This is a genomic window from Delftia sp. Lp-1 (assembly GCF_020523835.1).
In the GTDB taxonomy this organism is placed as follows: domain Bacteria; phylum Pseudomonadota; class Gammaproteobacteria; order Burkholderiales; family Burkholderiaceae_C; genus Comamonas; species Comamonas acidovorans.
Genome location: NZ_JAJALJ010000001.1, coordinates 1,064,789 through 1,081,926 on the forward strand (window position 1 = coordinate 1,064,789; position 17,138 = coordinate 1,081,926).

Here is a 17,138-nt window from a genome sequence, read left to right on the forward strand (position 1 = left end):
GCTTTGCAGAACAATCACCGCCGTGTTCGATGTGTTTCTGCGGAGTTTTCGATGACTGATTTCCTGCGCCGGCATGTGCTGGTGACTTCCATGCTGGCGGCGACGGTCGCTGCTGCGGCCTTGCCGATGTCCGCGTCGGCCGCCGATGCCGCCTGGCCCAGCCGGCCCATCCGCGTGGTGGTTTCCTATCCGGCCGGTGGCGTCAGCGACGTGGTGGCACGCGCCCTGGGCGAGAAGCTGGCCGCCCGCCTGGGCCAGCCCGTGGTGGTGGACAACAAGGCCGGCGCCGGCGGCGCCATCGGCCTGGACCTGGTGGCCAAGGCCGCACCTGATGGCTATACGCTGGGCTTTTCCTCCATCAGCCCGCTGACGCTGAGCCCGCACCTGGGCAAGCCGCTGTTCGATCCGCAGCGCGATCTCGTGCCCGTGACCAGCGTGATGTATTCGCCCGTGCTGCTGCTGGGCACGGCCCGCTCCACGGCGACCGATTTCAAGGCACTGGTGGCGCAGGCCAAGGCCCAGCCCGGCGAAGTCCGCTGGGCCACGGCCGGCCTGGCATCGCTGGGCCACATCATGCTCGAGCAGATCATGTATGCCTCGCAGGCCAAGATCACGCACATTCCCTACAAGGGCGGCGGCCAGCAGCTCAATGATGGCCTGAGCGCCCAGTTCGAGGTGCTCTCCACCAACGCCGGGCCGGCCGTGCTGCAGCACATCAAGGCGGGCAAGTTCAAGGCCCTGGCCGTGGGCGCCCCCCAGCGCCTGGAGTCGCTGCCCGGCGTGCCCACGCTGGCCGAGCTGGGCTACAAGAGCGCCAACATGACCTCGGTGTTCGGCATCTTCGCGCCCGCAGGAACGCCCGCGCCCGTGCTGCAAAGGCTCAATGCCGAGATCAACCAGGTGCTGACCCAGCCCGACATGCGTGCCAAGCTGGAGGCCACCGACAACGTGGCCACGGGCGGCAAGGCGGAGGATTTCGCGCGCCAGATCGAGGCCGAGTCCCAGTCCAACGCGCGCATCATCCAGGCTGCAGGCATCAAGCTGAACTGATACCGCTGCGGCGCGTGGCATGCAAAAAGGGCTTGCGGCTTCCCGGCCGCAAGCCCTTTGCCATGGTGGCTGACCCGTTCAGACCGTGGCGTCGTCCGCCGTGAGGTTGTCGGCCCAGGCCAGGGCCTGCAGGTGCGCCCAGTTGACCTGGTGATTGGACAGCTGCAAGGCGTTGGCGGCGCGCGCAAAGCCTTCGTCGTCGCCGCTTTCGCAGGCGCGCGTCAGCTCCAGGAAGGGCGCGAACACGCCCTTGTTGTGCACCAGCGCATCGATCACGGGCTGGGGCAGGGCGATGGATTCCAGCGCCTTTTCCATGGGCTGGCCCAGCATCACGTCCAGCAGCGAGAACACGCCCACCACGAAGGCGTTGTCGCATTCCTCGGGCGAGAGCAGCTCGGCCGTCAGCAGCTCCATCAGGCGTCCGCGCACCACGGCGGTCTGGCCCACGGCAGGCGGCGTGCCGCCCGCGCGCGAAGTGGTCAAAAGCAGGGCCGCCCAGCGGAACAGCTTCTTGAGGCCCAGGATCATCACCGCATGGCGGAACGAGGTGATCTCGCAGGACAGGCCGAAGCCCGAGGAGTTGATGAAGCGCAGCAGGTTGAAGGACAGCGTGGGGTCCTTCTTGAGCAGGGCCTCGATCTCGTCCGTACTGGCCTGCTGGCGCACCAGGTTGATCAGCTGGATGATGGTCGCCTGCGTGGGGCGGATGGTGCGTGCCTGCACGAGTTGCGGCTGGGCGAACCAGAAGCCCTGGAACAGCCGCACGCCCAGGTCGCGCATGCGCTCGAACTGCTCGGAGGTCTCGACCTTTTCGGCCACGATCTGGGCATTGGTATGGGCGCGCGCGAAATTCACCAGGGTCTCGGCATCGGCCAGTGCAAAGGTCTGCATGTCCAGCTTGATGAATGCGGCCGCAGGCAGCCAGCTGGCATAGGCGCGGCGCAGCAGGTGCTGGTTGAAGGCCAGGCGGAAGCCGCGCTGGCGCAGGGCCTGGAAGGTGGGCAGGCGCTCTTCGATATCGGCTGTGGTGGCGTTCTCACCCAGCGTGGTCACTTCCAGTACCACCTTGTCGGGGTGGATCAGTTCCAGGTGGCCGCCAGCCAGGCTGTCATGCGTGCAGTTGATGAAGACCGTCTTCTTGCCCACCAGCGCCTCGGCTCCCGCATACGACAGTGCGTTGAACAGCAGGGCGGCATCGGAGGCCGCCGTGTGCGCATGCTGGGCTGTGGAGCGATCGAAGAGTTCATAGCCGAAGACATCGCGCGCCTCGTTGACGATGGCCTGGCGCGCAATGACGGCCACCTGTCCGTCCTCCACTCCTTCTGGCAGGGGTGGTGGCGGAGCGGAGGAGTTGTCGTTGGTAGTCATTTGGAAGCTGAGAAAGATGAAGGAGCGGCGGCGTTGAGTTGCATGCGATAGCTCATGACTATAGCGAGCTGTCTGCCAGTTGATCGGTCCAGGCCAGGGCCTGCAGATGGGCCCAGTTGATCTGCTGGCTGCTCAGGCGCAGTGCGTCTGCGCTGCGGTTGAAGGCTGCGTCGTCGCTGGCTTCGCAGGCCTGGGCCAGGATCAGCAGCTCGCCCAGCACGCCTTCATGGCGCAGCACGGCGGCGGAGACGGCATCGGGCACGGGGATCAGGCTCATGGCCACGTCCTGCGGCAGGTCCAGCATGCTGCCCAGCAGCGAGAAGATGCCGACGACGAAGGCCTGGTCGGAGTCTTCCTCGCTCAGCGATTCCTGGGCCAGCAGCTCCATCAGCCGCCCGCGGATCACGGCGGTCTGACCGATGGCCGGCGGCGGGCCGCCGTTGCGCGATGCGGTCAGCAGCATGGCCGCCCAGCGGAACAGCTTCTTGAGGCCCATGAGCATCACGGCCTGGCGGAAGGAGGTGATCTCGCGTTGCACGCCAAAACCCACGGAATTGATCAGGCGCATCAGGTTGAAGGCCAGGCCCGCATCCTTCTTGAGCACATCCTCGATGGCATCGGTGCTGGCCTGCTGGCGCACCAGATTCAGCAGCTGGACGATGCTTTGCTGCGAGGGCGACAGCAGCTTGGTGCGCACCACCGTGGGCCGCGCAAACCAGAAGCCCTGGAACAGCTGTATGCCCAGGCGGCCCACCTGCTCATGCTGCTGGGCGCTTTCCACCTTCTCGGCGATCAGCTCGGCGCGCGTGTGGCGGCCAGCGAAGTTGACCAGCACGGCCAACTGGTCAGGGGCCAGCACGGACAGGTCGAACTTGATGTAGTCGGCCAGGGGCAGCCAGGCCGCATAGGCGGACTCCAGCACCGTGTGATTGAAGGCCAGGTTGAAGCCGCGCGCGCGCAGATTGCTGAGGATGGGCAGGCGGGCCTGCACCTCTTGTTGTGCGGCCAGGCCCAGCTGCGGGATCTCCAGCACCACCTTGTCGGGGTTGAGCAGCTCCAGATGCCCGCCGGCCAGGCTTTCATGCGTGCAGTTGACGAACATCAACTTGGTGCCGACCAGGTCCTCTTCGCCGGCATGCGACAGGGCCGTGAACACCAGGGACACGTCCGAGGCCGCCGTATGGTCCGGGTAGGCGCGCGAACGATTGAAAAGCTCGTAGCCGATGATCTGCTGCACCCCGTTGACGATGGCCTGGCGCGCGATCATTCCCCGGTCTGTGGACGCGGGGCTGGCCGCAGGGGCATCGTTGAAGAGATGGACGGGCAATTCGGTCATGGAGTGTTCGGTCGATGAGGCACGGTAAGCAGCAGATCTGATTGTAGGAATGTTCTGAATAAATATGCCGACAGGCAGTGTCTGCTGGGACAAGTCCGATTGCGGAGTCGGACCCATCCTAGTTTGTAAACCATTGTGCGGCCATGCGGACGGGACGGGCCTGTCCGCGCGGCTGCGGCAGTCTTTCTTCAGACCTGCTGCAGCCAGGCCAGTTCGGTATCGGTGAAGCCAGCGGCGCGGCGCGCGCGCTCGTTGAAGGGCGGGCGCAGGCGCGGCGCCTCGTAGCGCTGCGTCAGGTGCTGGTAGTGCGCCTCCGGCTCCAGGCCTTCACGCTCGCACAGCCAGCGGTACCAGTGGTTGCCTATGGCCACGTGGCCCACTTCCTCGCGCAGGATGATGTCGAGGATGTCCACGGCCGCCAGCGCATCGGGCGCGCGCGTGTTGCGCAGCTTGTTCTGGATCTGGGGCGTGGCGTCCAGGCCCCGTGCCTCCAGCGTGCGTGGCACCAGGGCCATGCGGGCCACCACGTCATGCGCGGTCTTCTCGCACATGGTCCACAGGCCCTGGTGGGCCGGGAAGTCGCCATAGTCATGGCCCAGGTGCGCGCGCAGATGCTCGCGCAGCAGGCGAAAGTGCTTGGCCTCTTCGGCGGCCACCTGCAGCCAGTCCAGGTAGTACTGCTGCGGCATGCCGTCAAAGCGCCAGACGGCATCCAGCGCCAGATTGATGGCGTTGAACTCGATGTGGGCAATGGCGTGGATCAGCACGGCCCGGCCTTCGGGCGTGGCCGGCGAGCGCCTTGCAACGGCGGTGTGGTGGCGCAGCTCGGGCCGCAGCGGGCGGCCCGGCAGGTCCGGTGCGGGATCGGGCAGGGCCGGTGCCTGCGCTGCTATTGAATAAAGCGCCTGCCGTGCATACATGTCCAACGCGGCGGCGGCCTTTTCTTCGGGGTCCGGGAGGCACAAAACCTCAAGGGCGCGGTGACGTAACTCCATCCCTACAATTCTAGGTTTCCTGCCATCACCAATAATTGACGGAGACAAAGACCCATGGCGATTTATGAACTGGATGGAGTGGCCCCTGAAGTGGCAGCATCGGCCTGGGTGGCCGACAGCGCCGAGGTCATGGGCAATGTGCAGCTGGCCGAAGACGCCAGCATCTGGTTCGGCGCCGTGCTGCGCGGCGACTGCGAGAGCATTTCCATCGGCGAGGGAAGCAACATCCAGGACGCCAGCGTGCTGCATGCCGACCTGGGCAAGCCGCTGGTCGTGGGGCGCCATGTGACCGTGGGCCACCAGGTCATGCTGCATGGCTGCACCATCGGCGACGAATCGCTGATCGGCATCGGTGCCGTGGTGCTCAACGGCGCGAAGATCGGCAGGAACTGCCTGGTCGGCGCAGGTGCCCTCATCACCGAGGGCAAGGAGTTTCCCGATGGCTCGATGATCATCGGCAGCCCGGCCAAGGCCGTGCGCCAATTGACGCCCGAGCAGATCGAAGGCTTGCGCCGCAGCGCCCAACACTATGTCGATAATGCGCGCCGGTTCAAGACCGGGTTGCGCAAGCTGGGCTGAGCGAGGCCCGGCACTTTTTTACGGAATCCATCAGCGTGTCTGAACTGCATAAATTCATCTTCGAAGGCCTGCCCGTGCGCGGCTCCATCGTCCGCCTCACCGACGCCTGGCAGGAAATCCTGCAACGCCGCGCGGGCAACGGCGAGACCGGCGCCTACCCCGCCGCCGTGCGCGAACTGCTGGGCGAAATGGCGGCTGCCGGCGTGCTCATGCAGTCCAACATCAAGTTCAACGGCGCCCTGGTCTTCCAGGTCATGGGCGACGGCCCGGTCAAGCTGGCCGTGGCCGAGGTGCAGTCCGACTTCGGCCTGCGCGCCACCGCCACCCTGATCGGGGAGGCGCCCGAAGGCGCCACGCTGGAGCAATTGCTCAATGTGAATGGTGGTGGCCGCTGCGCCATCACGCTGGACCCCAAGGGACGCCAGCCGGGCCAGCAGCCCTACCAGGGCGTGGTGCCGTTGCAGGATGCGCAAGGCCGCAGGTTCTCCAAGGTGTCCGATGCACTGCAGCACTACATGCTGCAGTCCGAGCAGCTGGACACCGTGCTGGTGCTGGCCGCCAATGACCAGTTGGCTGCCGGCCTGCTGATCCAGCGCATGCCGGTCAAGGGTGAGGCCAACCTGGCCTCCGCCACCGAAAGCGAGCAATCGGGCCAGGACGCCATCGGCCTGAACGAGGACTACAACCGCATCGCCACGCTGGCCGCCAGCCTGACGCGCGACGAACTGCTCACGCTGGATGTGGAAACCATCCTGCGGCGCCTGTTCTGGGAAGAAAAGCTGATGCGCTTCGTCCCCCAGCAGGACGAAGAGCGCCCGCGCTTTGCCTGCACCTGCAGCCGTGAGCGCGTGGGCGCCATGCTGGTCTCGCTGGGCATTGAAGAGGTGGACAGCATTCTGGAGGAGCGCGGCAATATCGAGGTGGGCTGCGACTTCTGCGGCAAGCAGTACGAGTTCGATCCCATCGATGCCGCCCAGCTGTTCACCGAGGCCGGCAAGCAGCCGCCGACCTCGACGAACGTCCAGTAAATACGCTCGGAGTCAGTCCCGCCCGCTGCGCAGCGCGTCGAACAATCGCCGCTCGCAGTCCGGGTCGCTGCATTGCTCGCAGCCGTAGGGGCGAAGGCGTGCGCTGCGTTGCGCGGGGCTTGCGGGCAGCCAGGACCAGTCCATTTGCGGAGCCTTGAGCCTGAGCGACTCGGCCAGCTGTTGCCATTGCCGGGCGGTATTGCCGTAGAGCACCACGTAGTCGCGTGACTGGCTTTGCAATTGGTCACGCCAATGCTGGAGCTGTGCGGCAGGGCCATTGCTCACCCCTTCGTGCTCGGTGACGGAGGCTCTCCAATCCAGTCCCAGCAGGTAGACGGCCCCATGTTCCGGCAGAGACTGCCCCGGCTCGGCCGCCAGGCATTGCCAGTCGGCAGGAGATGCTCCGTGGTGCCGCCAGGCCTGGCGCAATGCATGGGCCATGGAAAGCGCGAGCGCGGGCGGCGATCCCAGAAGAATCACCGGGGGCGGGGGCAAGCGGTCTGTGTCCAAGTACCTGTCTCGGCTTGCGCGCAGGCCCGGTTAAGGGGTGCAGGCGCCTTGTTGCAAAAGCACAAGGCCGGCATGAAGCCGGCCCTGATGCAGGAAATCCCAACCTTCAGCGCCGCACGATCTGCACGAAGATCTCGTTGGGCTTGACCATGCCCAGCTCGCTGCGGGCCTTTTCCTCGACCATGGCCAGGCCGTCCTTGAGGTCGTTGACCTCGGAGGCCAGGCGGTCGTTCTCGGCCTTTTCCAGGGCATTGGCCACGTTCTGGTCGTGGATCTGCTGCTGCAGTTCCTTGACGTAGGCCACGCTGCCATGGCCCAGCCACAACTGCGCGTGCACGGCGGCGAGCAGGGCGAGCAGGACAAGGGGGACGACGCGGTTGACCATGGCAGCAGATGTTGCGGAAAGGAAAAAGGCTTGCAGGCCGGATGGCTTGCAAGCCTAACGCTTTTCAGCGCAGGTTGTAGAAAGCCTCGCGGCCGGGGTAGTGGGCGATGTCACCCAGGTCTTCCTCGATGCGCAGCAGCTGGTTGTACTTGGCGATGCGGTCCGAACGGCTCAGCGAGCCGGTCTTGATCTGGCCGGCATTGGTGCCCACCGAGATGTCGGCAATCGTCGAATCCTCGGTTTCACCCGAGCGGTGCGAGATCACGGCCGTGTAGCCTGCGCGCTTGGCCATTTCGATGGCGGCGAAGGTTTCGGTCAGCGTGCCGATCTGGTTGATCTTGATCAGGATGGAGTTGGCGATCTTCTTGTCGATGCCTTCCTTCAGGATCTTGGTGTTGGTGACGAACAGGTCGTCGCCCACCAGCTGGACCTTGGCGGCCAGGCGGTCGGTCAGGATCTTCCAGCCATCCCAGTCGCCTTCGGCCATGCCGTCCTCGATGGAGATGATGGGGTACTTGTCGCACCAGCCGGCCAGCATGTCGGTCCACTGGGTGGCGGTCAGCGTCAGGTTGCCTTCACCGGCCAGCACGTACATGCCGTCCTTGTAGAACTCGCTGGCGGCGCAGTCCAGGCCCAGGGCGATCTGTTCGCCGGCCTTGTAGCCTGCGTTTTCGATGGCCTGCAGGATCAGTTGGATGGCGGCTTCGTGGTTTTCCACGGAAGGCGCAAAACCGCCTTCGTCACCCACGGCCGTGCTCATGCCCTTGTCGTGGATGATCTTCTTGAGCGCGTGGAAGACTTCGGCACCCCAGCGCACGGCTTCGCGGAACGACGGCGCGCCCACGGGGATGATCATGAATTCCTGCAGGTCCAGACTGTTGTTGGCGTGCGCGCCGCCGTTGATGACGTTCATCATCGGCACGGGCAGCTGCATGCCACCCATGCCGCCCAGGTAGCGGTACAGCGGCAGGCCGGCTTCTTCGGCGGCGGCGCGGGCCACGGCCATGGAGACGGCCAGCATGGCGTTGGCGCCCAGGCGGCCCTTGTTGTCCGTGCCGTCCAGGTCGATCAGGGTCTTGTCCAGGAAGGCCTGCTCGGAGGCGTCCAGGCCCAGCACGGCTTCGGAGATCTCGGTGTTGATGTGCTCGACGGCCTTGAGCACGCCCTTGCCCAGGTAGCGGCTCTTGTCGCCGTCACGCAGTTCGATGGCTTCGCGCGAGCCGGTGGACGCGCCCGAAGGCACGGCGGCACGGCCCATCACGCCCGATTCCAGCAGCACGTCGCATTCGACGGTGGGGTTGCCGCGGCTGTCCAGCACTTCGCGGCCTACGATGTCAACGATTGCACTCATGGCATTTCCTTTGCGGTTTTTGAAATCGGTGTGCAGGCGGGTTCCGGTGAGGTTGCGCCCTGGTGCTTGCCGGGCAAGCGGTATGGGTGGTCGGTGGCGTGGCAGGCTGCCGTGCCACCGGGCACAGCCATGCTCCGCGGCGCAGTATCTGCGATCGGGCGGCGGCTATTGTGCACAAATTGGTTGTATGGCTTTGTATGCGCTGCGCTCTTGACGAGCCGGGATGGCTGGCCGTCAGACGCCTTCCACGCAGACCATGCGCATGATGGATGCGCCTTCACGCGCCTCGCGGGCACGCAGGTACTCGGGCGTGTCGTAGAAGGCCCGGGCTGCCTCGAAGCTGGGGAACTTGAGGATCACGGTGCGGCCGGGGTTCCAGTCGCCTTCGAGCACTTCGACCTTGCCGCCGCGAACGCAGACTTCGGCGCCATGCACGCGCATGGCCTCGGTGCTCCACTTGCGGTATTCCTCGTACTGCTCGGGCTTGGTGACGGTGACGGACGCAATGATGTAGCCGCTGGCCATGGGTCAGACTCCAAAGTCGTTTTCGAGGAAGCCGTTCTTCTTGGTCACGTCGTCGAGCGCGACCAGGGTTTCGAGAAGGGCCTTCATGTGCTTGAGCGGCACGGCGTTGGGGCCGTCGCTGAGGGCGCAGGGAGGGTTGGGATGGGTTTCCATGAACAGGCCCGCCACGCCCACGGCCACGGCCGCGCGCGAGAGCACGGGCACCATCTCGCGCATGCCGCCGCTGCTGGTGCCGTTGCCGCCGGGCAGCTGCACGCTGTGCGTGGCGTCGAAGACGACGGGCGCGCCGGTCTCGCGCATGATGGACAGGCTGCGCATGTCCGAGACCAGGTTGTTGTAGCCGAAGCTGGCGCCGCGCTCGCAGGCCATGAAACTGTCCTCGGGCAGGCCGGCTTCCCTTGCAGCCGCGCGGGCCTTGTCGATGACATTCTTCATGTCATGCGGGGCCAGGAACTGGCCCTTCTTGATGTTCACCGGCCGGCCCGACTGGGCCACGGCGCGGATGAAGTCGGTCTGTCGGCACAGGAAGGCCGGCGTCTGCAGCACGTCCACGACCTGGGACACGGCCGGGATTTCGGACTCGGTGTGGACGTCGGTCAGGATGGGGACCTGCAGGTCCTTCTTCACCTTGGCGAGGATCTCCAGGCCCTTGTCCATGCCCGGGCCGCGAAAGCTGGCGCCCGAGCTGCGGTTGGCCTTGTCGTAGCTGCTCTTGAAGATGAAGTGGATGCCCAGGGCCGCCGTGATTTCCTTGAGATGCCCCGCCACGTCCATCTGCAGCTGTTCGGACTCGACGACGCAGGGGCCTGCAATGAGAAAGAAGCGCCGGTCGAGGCCGACATCGAAGCCGCAGAGTTTCATGGTGAGGATTCCTTGGGAAATGGTGGGCGGCGGTGCGGGATCAGGGCTTGCGCGGCGCCTTCTGGCGTTCGATCGCAGCCTTCACGAAGGCATTGAACAGCGGGTGGCCGCTCCACGGCGTGGACTTGAACTCGGGGTGGAACTGCACGCCGATGTACCAGGGGTGAACTTCCTTCGGCAGCTCGACGATCTCGGTCAGCTGCTCGCGCTGCGTCAGCGCCGAGATCACCAGGCCCGCTTCGCGCAACTGGTCCAGATACTGGACGTTGGCTTCGTAGCGGTGGCGGTGGCGCTCGGTGACCACATCACCGTAGATGCTGTGGGCCAGCGTGCCGGCCTGCACATCGGAGGACTGGGCGCCCAGGCGCATGGTGCCGCCCAGATCGGAGTTCTCGTCGCGGGTCTTGACCGTGCCGTCGGCATCCTTCCACTCGGTGATCAGGGCGATCACGGGGTTGGCGGACTTGGGGTCGAACTCGGTGGAATTGGCGCCTTCGAGGCCGGCCACATGGCGGGCGTATTCGATGGTGGCCACCTGCATGCCCAGGCAGATGCCCAGGTAGGGCACCTTGTTCTCGCGGGCGTAGCGGGCCGTGGAGATCTTGCCTTCCACGCCGCGCGAGCCGAAGCCGCCGGGCACGAGGATGGCGTCGTACTGCGAGAGCTTGTCGCGCGCATTGGCGTCGCTGATGGTCTCGGAATCGACGTGGGTGATCTTCACTGCCACATGGCTTTGCATGCCGGCGTGCTTGAGCGCCTCGTTGACGGACTTGTAGGCGTCCGACAGCTCGACGTACTTGCCGACCATGGCGATCTTGACCTCGCCCTGCGGGTGCTCGGTCTCGTGGACCAGGTCGTCCCAGCGCTTGAGGTTGGTGGGCGGCGTGTTCAGGCGCAGCTTGTCGCAGATCAGGCCGTCCAGGCCCTGCTCGTGCAGCATGCGGGGCACCTTGTAGATGGTGTCCACGTCCCACATGGAGATCACGCCCCACTCGGGAACGTTGGTGAACAGCGAGATCTTTTCCTTCTCCTCCTCCGGCACCTGGTGCTGCGCGCGGCACAGCAGGGCGTCGGGCTGGATGCCGATCTCGCGCAGCTTCTGCACGGTGTGCTGCGTGGGCTTGGTCTTGAGCTCGCCGGCCGTGGCAATCCAGGGCAGGTAGGTCAGGTGCACGAAGGCCGTGTTGTTGGGTCCCTGCTTGAGGGCCAGTTGGCGAACGGCTTCGAGGAAGGGCAGGGACTCGATATCGCCCACCGTGCCGCCGACTTCGCAGATGGCGACATCGACAGCGTCAGGCGTGCCCAGGCCGGCGCCGCGCTTGATGTACTCCTGGATTTCGTTGGTCACGTGCGGGATCACCTGCACGGTCTTGCCCAGGTAGTCGCCGCGGCGCTCCTTTTCCAGAACGCTCTGGTAGATGCGGCCGGTGGTGAAGTTGTTGGACTGCTTCATGCGCGTTTCGATGAAACGCTCGTAGTGGCCAAGGTCCAGATCGGTCTCGGCGCCATCATCGGTCACGAACACTTCACCGTGCTGGAAGGGCGACATGGTGCCCGGGTCCACGTTGATGTAGGGATCCAGCTTGATGAGGGTGACTTTGAGGCCGCGCGATTCGAGGATCGCAGCAAGGGAGGCTGAGGCGATTCCCTTGCCCAGGGAAGACACCACACCGCCTGTGACGAAGACAAATTTGGTCATGTCTTTTATTGGTGGTGGTAAAGCAGGATTATAGATGCGCCGCCGAATTCGCCGCGCCGCGCGGGGCTGCTCGGATGCTCCGGCTCTGCTAAATTGCGCGCCATGACTGAAGTGTTCGCAGGTAAACATCTGGTGCTCGGCCTCTCCGGAGGCGTGGCTTGTTACAAATCTGCCCAGCTGGTGCGCCTGCTGGTGCAGGCCGGGGCCACCGTGCAGGTGGTGATGACCGAGGCGGCAGAGCAGTTCATCACCCCGGTGACCATGCAGGCGCTGTCGGGCCGTCCGGTCTATGGTTCGCAGTGGGACGCGCGCGAGCCCAACAACATGCCCCACATCAACCTCAGTCGCGAGGCCGATGCCATGCTGATCGCGCCTTGCAGCGCCGACTTCATCGCGCGCCTAGTGCAGGGCCGCTCCGACGAGCTGCTGAGCCTGATGTGCCTGGCTCGCCCCATGGACCGCGTGCCCCTGTTGCTGGCGCCTGCCATGAACCGCGAGATGTGGGCGCACCCGGCCACGCAGCGCAACCTGGCGCAGGTGGCGGCCGACGGTGCGCTGGTGCTGGGCGTGGGAACGGGCGACCAGGCCTGTGGCGAGGTGGGCGACGGCCGCATGCTGGAGCCCGAGGAAATCATGGAGGAGCTGGCTGCCTTCTTCACACCCAAGCTGCTGCAGGGCCGCCAGGTGCTGGTCACGGCGGGCCCGACCTTCGAGGCCATCGACCCCGTGCGCGGCATCACCAACCATTCCAGCGGAAAGATGGGCTTTGCCATTGCGCGCGCCGCACGCGAGGCGGGCGCCCAGGTGACCCTGGTGGCCGGGCCCGTGCACCTGCGCACGCCGCGCGGCGTGCAGCGCATCGACGTGCAATCGGCGCAGCAGATGTTTGATGCCGTGCACCAGCAATTGCCGCAAGCCGGGGTGTTCATCGCCACGGCGGCCGTGGCCGACTGGCGCCCGGCCACGGCGTCAGACCAGAAGATCAAGAAGGACGGCTCGGGCCAGACGCCCACGCTGACCTTCGTCGAGAACCCCGACATCCTGGCGGCCGCCGCGCAGTCCGAGCCTGCGCGCAGCGGGCGGCTTTATTGCGTGGGCTTCGCCGCCGAAAGCCATGACCTGCTGCAGCACGCCAGCGCCAAGCGCCTGCGCAAGCAGGTGCCGCTGCTGGTGGGCAATATCGGTCCCGCAACCTTTGGGCGGGATGACAATGCACTGCTGCTGATCGACGAGGCTGGCACCGTGGAGCTGCCGCACGCCTCCAAGTCCCTGCTGGCGCGCCAGCTGGTGGCCGAGATCGCCCGGCGCCTGCCGCCCGTCCGTTGACACCACCGAAGGCCCGCATGTCACAGAACACCTACGAAGGCCCCCGCCACGGCGACTATGTGCGCTATGTGGATGAGCTGCTGCGCGCCAGCCCCCTGTACCGCTCTGCGGCCCACGGCTGGATGGCGCAGGGACGCAGCGATTTCACCGATGCGGTGGCCACGCCGGGCGCGCAGTCCCAGTCCGTGGTCGAGCGCGTGCGCGAGCAGGTGCAGGCTGCGGCCGAGAAGGCGCGCATCGCCGCGCAACAGGCTTCGGTGCCTGCCCTGCCGGGGCGCCAGCCGTCTGCAGGCGACAGGAATGGCGACAGGAATGGTGGCAGGGCCGATCGCGGCCGGCAGGCGGCGCGGGCACAGCAAGCCCAGGCGTCCTCCGCCGCCAAGGCCGTCAAGAAGACGGTCTTCAAGATAGGTCCGGGCCAGTTGCTGGGTATCGTGATCGGCCTGATCCTGGCCGTGGTGATTCCGGGCATCGGCCCCTTCATCCTGCTGCTCACCATCATCAATGCCATCGTCAAAGGCTTTCGCAGCGGGCTCAAGTCGTCCGGGTGACGGCGCGGGGCACAATGCGCGCTTTGCTTTTCAAGAGAGCCTGCCGTGAGGCGCTCCCCAGATTGTTTCCATGAACGTTGATATCAAGATCCTTGACGCGCGCCTGCGCGAGAACATGCCCGCCTACGCCACGCCGGGAAGCGCGGGACTGGACCTGCGCGCCTGCATCGATGCGCCGCTGACGCTGGAGCCCGGCCAATGGCAACTGGTGCCCACGGGCATGGCCATGTACCTCAAGGACCCCGGCTACGCGGCCATGATCCTGCCGCGCTCGGGCATGGGCCACAAGCACGGCATCGTGCTGGGCAACCTGGTCGGACTGATCGACAGCGACTACCAGGGCCAGCTCATGGTCAGCGCCTGGAACCGCTCGACCACGGCCTTCACGCTGCAGCCCATGGACCGCCTGGCCCAGCTGATCATCGTGCCCGTGGTGCAGCCCAGCTTCAATGTGGTCGAGGAGTTCGAGTCGGCTTCCGAGCGCGGCGCGGGCGGCTACGGCTCTACAGGCAAGCAATAAGGCGCTCAGCCAGAAAACGCCCGCAGCCGCGCTGCCCGGGCATCGCTCCAGGGAGGAATCCGCATGGCCAGGCCATCCCGGCGCACGCGCCACTGCCCATCTGCATCATGGACGCGCGTGATGCTGACGCAGGAAGACCGCATGCGCCGCCGCCTGCAGCAGCGCCACTGGCTGCGCCTGCATGCGGCACTGACGGGTGGGTTAAGCCTGGCCGGCATGTCGCTGTTGAGCCTGGGCCTGCTGCACGCGGGCATGCACAGCATGGCGCTGCGCTATGGCGTGGCCCTGGCCTGCGGCTATCTGCTGTACCTGCTGCTGCTGCGCCTGTGGGCCGAGTGCATGCTGCGCCGCGACTGGGATGTGTCCGATGTTCCCGATGTGACGCCCGGCGGCAGTGGTTCTTCACCGGCCCGCACGCCGGAGACTGGCGGATTCGACAGCGGGCAGGGCGGCTCGTATGGCGGCGGTGGCTCCAGCGGCAGCTGGGATGACGGCGGCGCGCTGTCCGAGGCTGCGTCTTCCGCATCGAAGGGCTTTGATCTGCCGGGCATCGATGGGCTGGACGACGGCGCCGTCGTCCTGGTCCCCGTGCTGCTGGTGTTTGCGGCGCTGCTGGTCGCGGTCACGGGGGCAGGGTCGCTGCTGTGGCTGGTCTTTGGGGCCGACCTGTTCCTGGCCGTGGCGGTGGAGGTGGCCTTTGCGCTGCTGATGGCGCGCACGCTCTACGTGGTGGAGCGCGAGGGCTGGCTGCTGGCCGCGCTGCGCCTGAGCTGGAAGCCGGTGCTGGGCGCACTGGTGGCCGCCGTGGCGCTTGGCGCGCTGGCCGACTGGCTGTTTCCCCAGGCAGACACCCTGGTGCAGGTGCTGCGCGCGCTGAGAGGGCATTGAAAGGCCCTTGAGAGGGCACAGAGCCGCTGCTGCGCGGCTCCTGCCGTCACGCCTGTCTTTTTGCCCCTGGCAGGCGCAGCTGCATGCGCAGTCCGCCCAGCGGCGAGCGGCTGGCCGCGATGCTGCCGCCATAGGTCTGCACCAGGTCACGCACGATATCCAAGCCCAGGCCTGCGCCGGGCCTGCGTTCGTCCAGGCGCTCGCCGCGCTCGAAGATGCGCCCAAGGTCGGCGTCTTCGATGCCGGGGCCGTCATCGTCCACCGTCAGCTGCAAGGGGCCGCCGGCCTGATCGTGCTCCAGGCCCTGAACTTCCAGGCTCACGGCCTGGGCCGCCCACTTGCCGGCGTTGTCCAGCAGGTTGCCCAGGATTTCCATCAGGTCCTGACCATCGCCCAGAAAGTCCCAAGGCTGCGCATCGCCCTTCAGCGCGAAGCGGATGCCGCGGCCGGCGTGCAGCCGCTCCATGGTGCGCACCAGCGAGGCCAGCGGCGGCTCCAGCGGCGTGCGCAGGCCTGTGGCCTGGCGGGCCGCAGCGCGGGCGCGTGCCAGATGGTGGTCCACCTGGCGGCTGGCGCTGGCGACCTGCTCTCGGACCAGTTCGGCCAGCGCCCCGCCTTCCTGCGCGGCGGCATTGCCGAGGATGGACAGCGGCGTGTTCACCGCATGGGCCAGGTTGCCGGCCTGCGTGCGCGCGCGCTGCACCATGTCGGCGTTCACATCCAGCACATGATTGAATTCCTGCACCAGGGGGCGCAGTTCCTGCGGAAACCGGCCTTCGAGGCGCGGCGTTGCCCCCTTGCGCACGTCGGACAGGCCCTTGCGCAGCAACTGCAGCGGCCGCAGCGCCAGGCGCAGCTGCAGCACCACGGCCAGCACCAGTCCGGCCGCCAGCGTGCCCAGTGCGGCGATCAGCATGGTGGTGAAGCGCTGCATGGGTTCGGCCAGCAGGGCGCTGTCGGCCGCAACGATCAGGCGCAACGGCGGCGCGTCGGCCTCGGGCAATTGCAGGGGGCGGGCCACGGCCACGAGCTGGTGGCCCTGGCCATCGGGCAGCATGCCGGTGTTCAGCGCCGTGTCCTCGTGGTGCTCATCCGGGCGACCGGCATCGGCGCGGAACTGGTGCCAGTCCAGCGTCTGGTCCCACAGCGAACGAGAGCGCAGCAAGCCGGCCTTCTCGGGCGGACCCGCGCCATCGCTCACCTGGTCGATCTGCCAGTACAGGCCTGACAGCGGCTGCGCCAGACGCGGATCGCCCACGGCCAGTCCGACTTCGATGCGCCCTCCGGGCAGGCTGTTGACGGCTGCGCTGAGCTGGTCGAGCTGCAGCACCAGCTGCGCCTGCAACTGCTGCGCGATGTGGTCGCGGAACAGGCCGCGCAGCCCCCAGCCAGCCAGCAGCACGGCCGCCAGCACCCAGGCCAGCGTGCCGGCCAGCAGGCGCAGGCGCAGCGAATCGCCAAGCCGGGATACCTGTCTTTCCTGTGGCGCGTTCATGCAGCGGGCATGCCTTCCACCAGCCGGTAGCCCAGGCCGCGCACGGTCTCTATGCTGCCGGCCGGCAGCTTCTTGCGCAGGCGGCCGACGAAGACCTCGATGGTGTTGGAGTCGCGGTCGCTGTCCTGCGGGTAGATGTGTTCCGACAGTTCGGTGCGCGATATCACCTGCCCCACGCGCTGCATCAGCAGGGCCAGCACCTTGAATTCATGGCTGGTGAGCGTGAGCGGCTGGCCGGCGACGCTCACGCGGGCATGGCGCGAGTCCAGCACGATGGGGCCGCATTGCCACTGGGCGCTGGCGTGCGGGCTGAGCCGGCGCAGCAGGGCGCGCAGGCGGGCCATCAGCTCTTCCATGTGGAAGGGCTTGGCCAGATAGTCGTCGGCGCCGGCATCCATGCCGGCCACCTTCTCATGCCAGGCGCCGCGCGCCGTGAGGATCATCACGGGCATGACCCGGCCTTGCGCACGCCAGGCGCGCAGCACGGTGAGCCCGTCGCGCACGGGCAGGCCCAGGTCCAGCACGGCGGCATCGAATTCCTCGACCTCGCCCAGGTACTGGGCCGTTGCGCCGTCCGCGGCCGTCTCCACCGTATGGCCTGCCTGCTGCAAGGCCTGTACCAGCTGCCCGCAGAGCGTGGGCTCGTCTTCCACCACGAGGATTCGCATCTG

At 66.6% G+C, this 17,138-nt stretch carries 18 protein-coding genes; 7 read left to right on the forward strand and 11 right to left on the reverse strand.

The genetic code is table 11. From position 1 onward, the window contains the following. The first annotated feature begins 51 nt into the window (after positions 1-51). Positions 52-1,050, forward strand: coding sequence for a Bug family tripartite tricarboxylate transporter substrate binding protein (locus tag LGR64_RS04670; RefSeq protein ID WP_013801099.1), 999 nt, complete (start codon positions 52-54; stop codon positions 1,048-1,050). Positions 1,051-1,128: 78 nt separating this feature from the next. Here LGR64_RS04670 and LGR64_RS04675 read toward each other — a convergent pair whose 3' ends face one another. The 3 genes from LGR64_RS04675 to LGR64_RS04685 form a co-directional block, all read right to left on the reverse strand. Continuing rightward, entirely contained in the window at positions 1,129-2,418 is a 1,290-nt protein-coding gene (locus tag LGR64_RS04675; protein ID WP_012206914.1) for an EAL and HDOD domain-containing protein, read from the reverse strand. A 58-nt stretch (positions 2,419-2,476) separates the two neighbouring features. Beyond that, a complete protein-coding gene (locus LGR64_RS04680; RefSeq protein WP_230355024.1) occupies positions 2,477-3,754 on the reverse strand; it encodes an EAL and HDOD domain-containing protein in 1,278 nt (425 codons plus the stop codon). A 188-nt stretch (positions 3,755-3,942) separates the two neighbouring features. After that, positions 3,943-4,749: a ferritin-like domain-containing protein gene (locus LGR64_RS04685; RefSeq protein WP_013801101.1), complete on the reverse strand. Its 807-nt coding sequence runs from the start codon at positions 4,747-4,749 to the stop codon at positions 3,943-3,945. A 54-nt stretch (positions 4,750-4,803) separates the two neighbouring features. On the opposite strand from LGR64_RS04685, the gene LGR64_RS04690 reads away from it, so the two are divergent. Continuing rightward, complete coding sequence (locus LGR64_RS04690) at positions 4,804-5,328, forward strand: gamma carbonic anhydrase family protein (RefSeq protein WP_012206911.1); 525 nt, start codon at positions 4,804-4,806, stop codon at positions 5,326-5,328. 35 nt (positions 5,329-5,363) lie between these two features. After that, positions 5,364-6,356, forward strand: coding sequence for an Hsp33 family molecular chaperone HslO (gene hslO / locus LGR64_RS04695; protein WP_012206910.1), 993 nt, complete (start codon positions 5,364-5,366; stop codon positions 6,354-6,356). Positions 6,357-6,368: 12 nt separating this feature from the next. Here hslO and LGR64_RS04700 read toward each other — a convergent pair whose 3' ends face one another. The 6 genes from LGR64_RS04700 to LGR64_RS04725 form a co-directional block, all read right to left on the reverse strand. Next, positions 6,369-6,797, reverse strand: a complete 429-nt coding sequence (locus tag LGR64_RS04700; protein ID WP_034396449.1) for a hypothetical protein — start codon at positions 6,795-6,797, stop codon at positions 6,369-6,371. 175 nt (positions 6,798-6,972) lie between these two features. Then, positions 6,973-7,251: a cell division protein FtsB gene (ftsB, locus tag LGR64_RS04705; RefSeq protein WP_012206908.1), complete on the reverse strand. Its 279-nt coding sequence runs from the start codon at positions 7,249-7,251 to the stop codon at positions 6,973-6,975. A 64-nt stretch (positions 7,252-7,315) separates the two neighbouring features. After that, complete coding sequence (eno, locus tag LGR64_RS04710) at positions 7,316-8,602, reverse strand: phosphopyruvate hydratase (RefSeq protein ID WP_012206907.1); 1,287 nt, start codon at positions 8,600-8,602, stop codon at positions 7,316-7,318. 234 nt (positions 8,603-8,836) lie between these two features. Beyond that, complete coding sequence (locus LGR64_RS04715) at positions 8,837-9,127, reverse strand: DUF1330 domain-containing protein (protein WP_012206906.1); 291 nt, start codon at positions 9,125-9,127, stop codon at positions 8,837-8,839. 3 nt (positions 9,128-9,130) lie between these two features. Beyond that, positions 9,131-9,988, reverse strand: a complete 858-nt coding sequence (gene kdsA, locus LGR64_RS04720) for a 3-deoxy-8-phosphooctulonate synthase (protein ID WP_013801105.1) — start codon at positions 9,986-9,988, stop codon at positions 9,131-9,133. Positions 9,989-10,028: 40 nt separating this feature from the next. Further along, entirely contained in the window at positions 10,029-11,687 is a 1,659-nt protein-coding gene (locus LGR64_RS04725; protein WP_012206904.1) for a CTP synthase, read from the reverse strand. 102 nt (positions 11,688-11,789) lie between these two features. Here LGR64_RS04725 and coaBC point away from each other — a divergent pair, with 102 nt between their 5' ends. From coaBC to LGR64_RS04745, 4 genes are all read left to right on the forward strand, one after another. Next, a complete protein-coding gene (gene coaBC, locus LGR64_RS04730) occupies positions 11,790-13,013 on the forward strand; it encodes a bifunctional phosphopantothenoylcysteine decarboxylase/phosphopantothenate--cysteine ligase CoaBC (protein ID WP_141834328.1) in 1,224 nt (407 codons plus the stop codon). A 17-nt stretch (positions 13,014-13,030) separates the two neighbouring features. Beyond that, positions 13,031-13,564: a hypothetical protein gene (locus LGR64_RS04735; protein WP_123690719.1), complete on the forward strand. Its 534-nt coding sequence runs from the start codon at positions 13,031-13,033 to the stop codon at positions 13,562-13,564. A gap of 70 nt (positions 13,565-13,634) precedes the next feature. Beyond that, a complete protein-coding gene (gene dut, locus LGR64_RS04740; protein WP_034396440.1) occupies positions 13,635-14,084 on the forward strand; it encodes a dUTP diphosphatase in 450 nt (149 codons plus the stop codon). A gap of 63 nt (positions 14,085-14,147) precedes the next feature. Further along, positions 14,148-14,972, forward strand: a complete 825-nt coding sequence (locus tag LGR64_RS04745; RefSeq protein WP_088164022.1) for a hypothetical protein — start codon at positions 14,148-14,150, stop codon at positions 14,970-14,972. Between the two features lie 46 nt (positions 14,973-15,018). Here LGR64_RS04745 and LGR64_RS04750 read toward each other — a convergent pair whose 3' ends face one another. Next, on the reverse strand, positions 15,019-16,467 hold the full coding sequence (locus LGR64_RS04750; protein WP_088164023.1) for a sensor histidine kinase: 1,449 nt from the start codon (positions 16,465-16,467) through the stop codon (positions 15,019-15,021). Then, on the reverse strand, positions 16,464-17,135 hold the full coding sequence (locus LGR64_RS04755) for a response regulator transcription factor (RefSeq protein WP_141834331.1): 672 nt from the start codon (positions 17,133-17,135) through the stop codon (positions 16,464-16,466). Before LGR64_RS04755 ends, LGR64_RS04750 begins: the two co-directional genes overlap by 4 nt. Between the last annotated feature and the right edge of the window lie 3 nt (positions 17,136-17,138).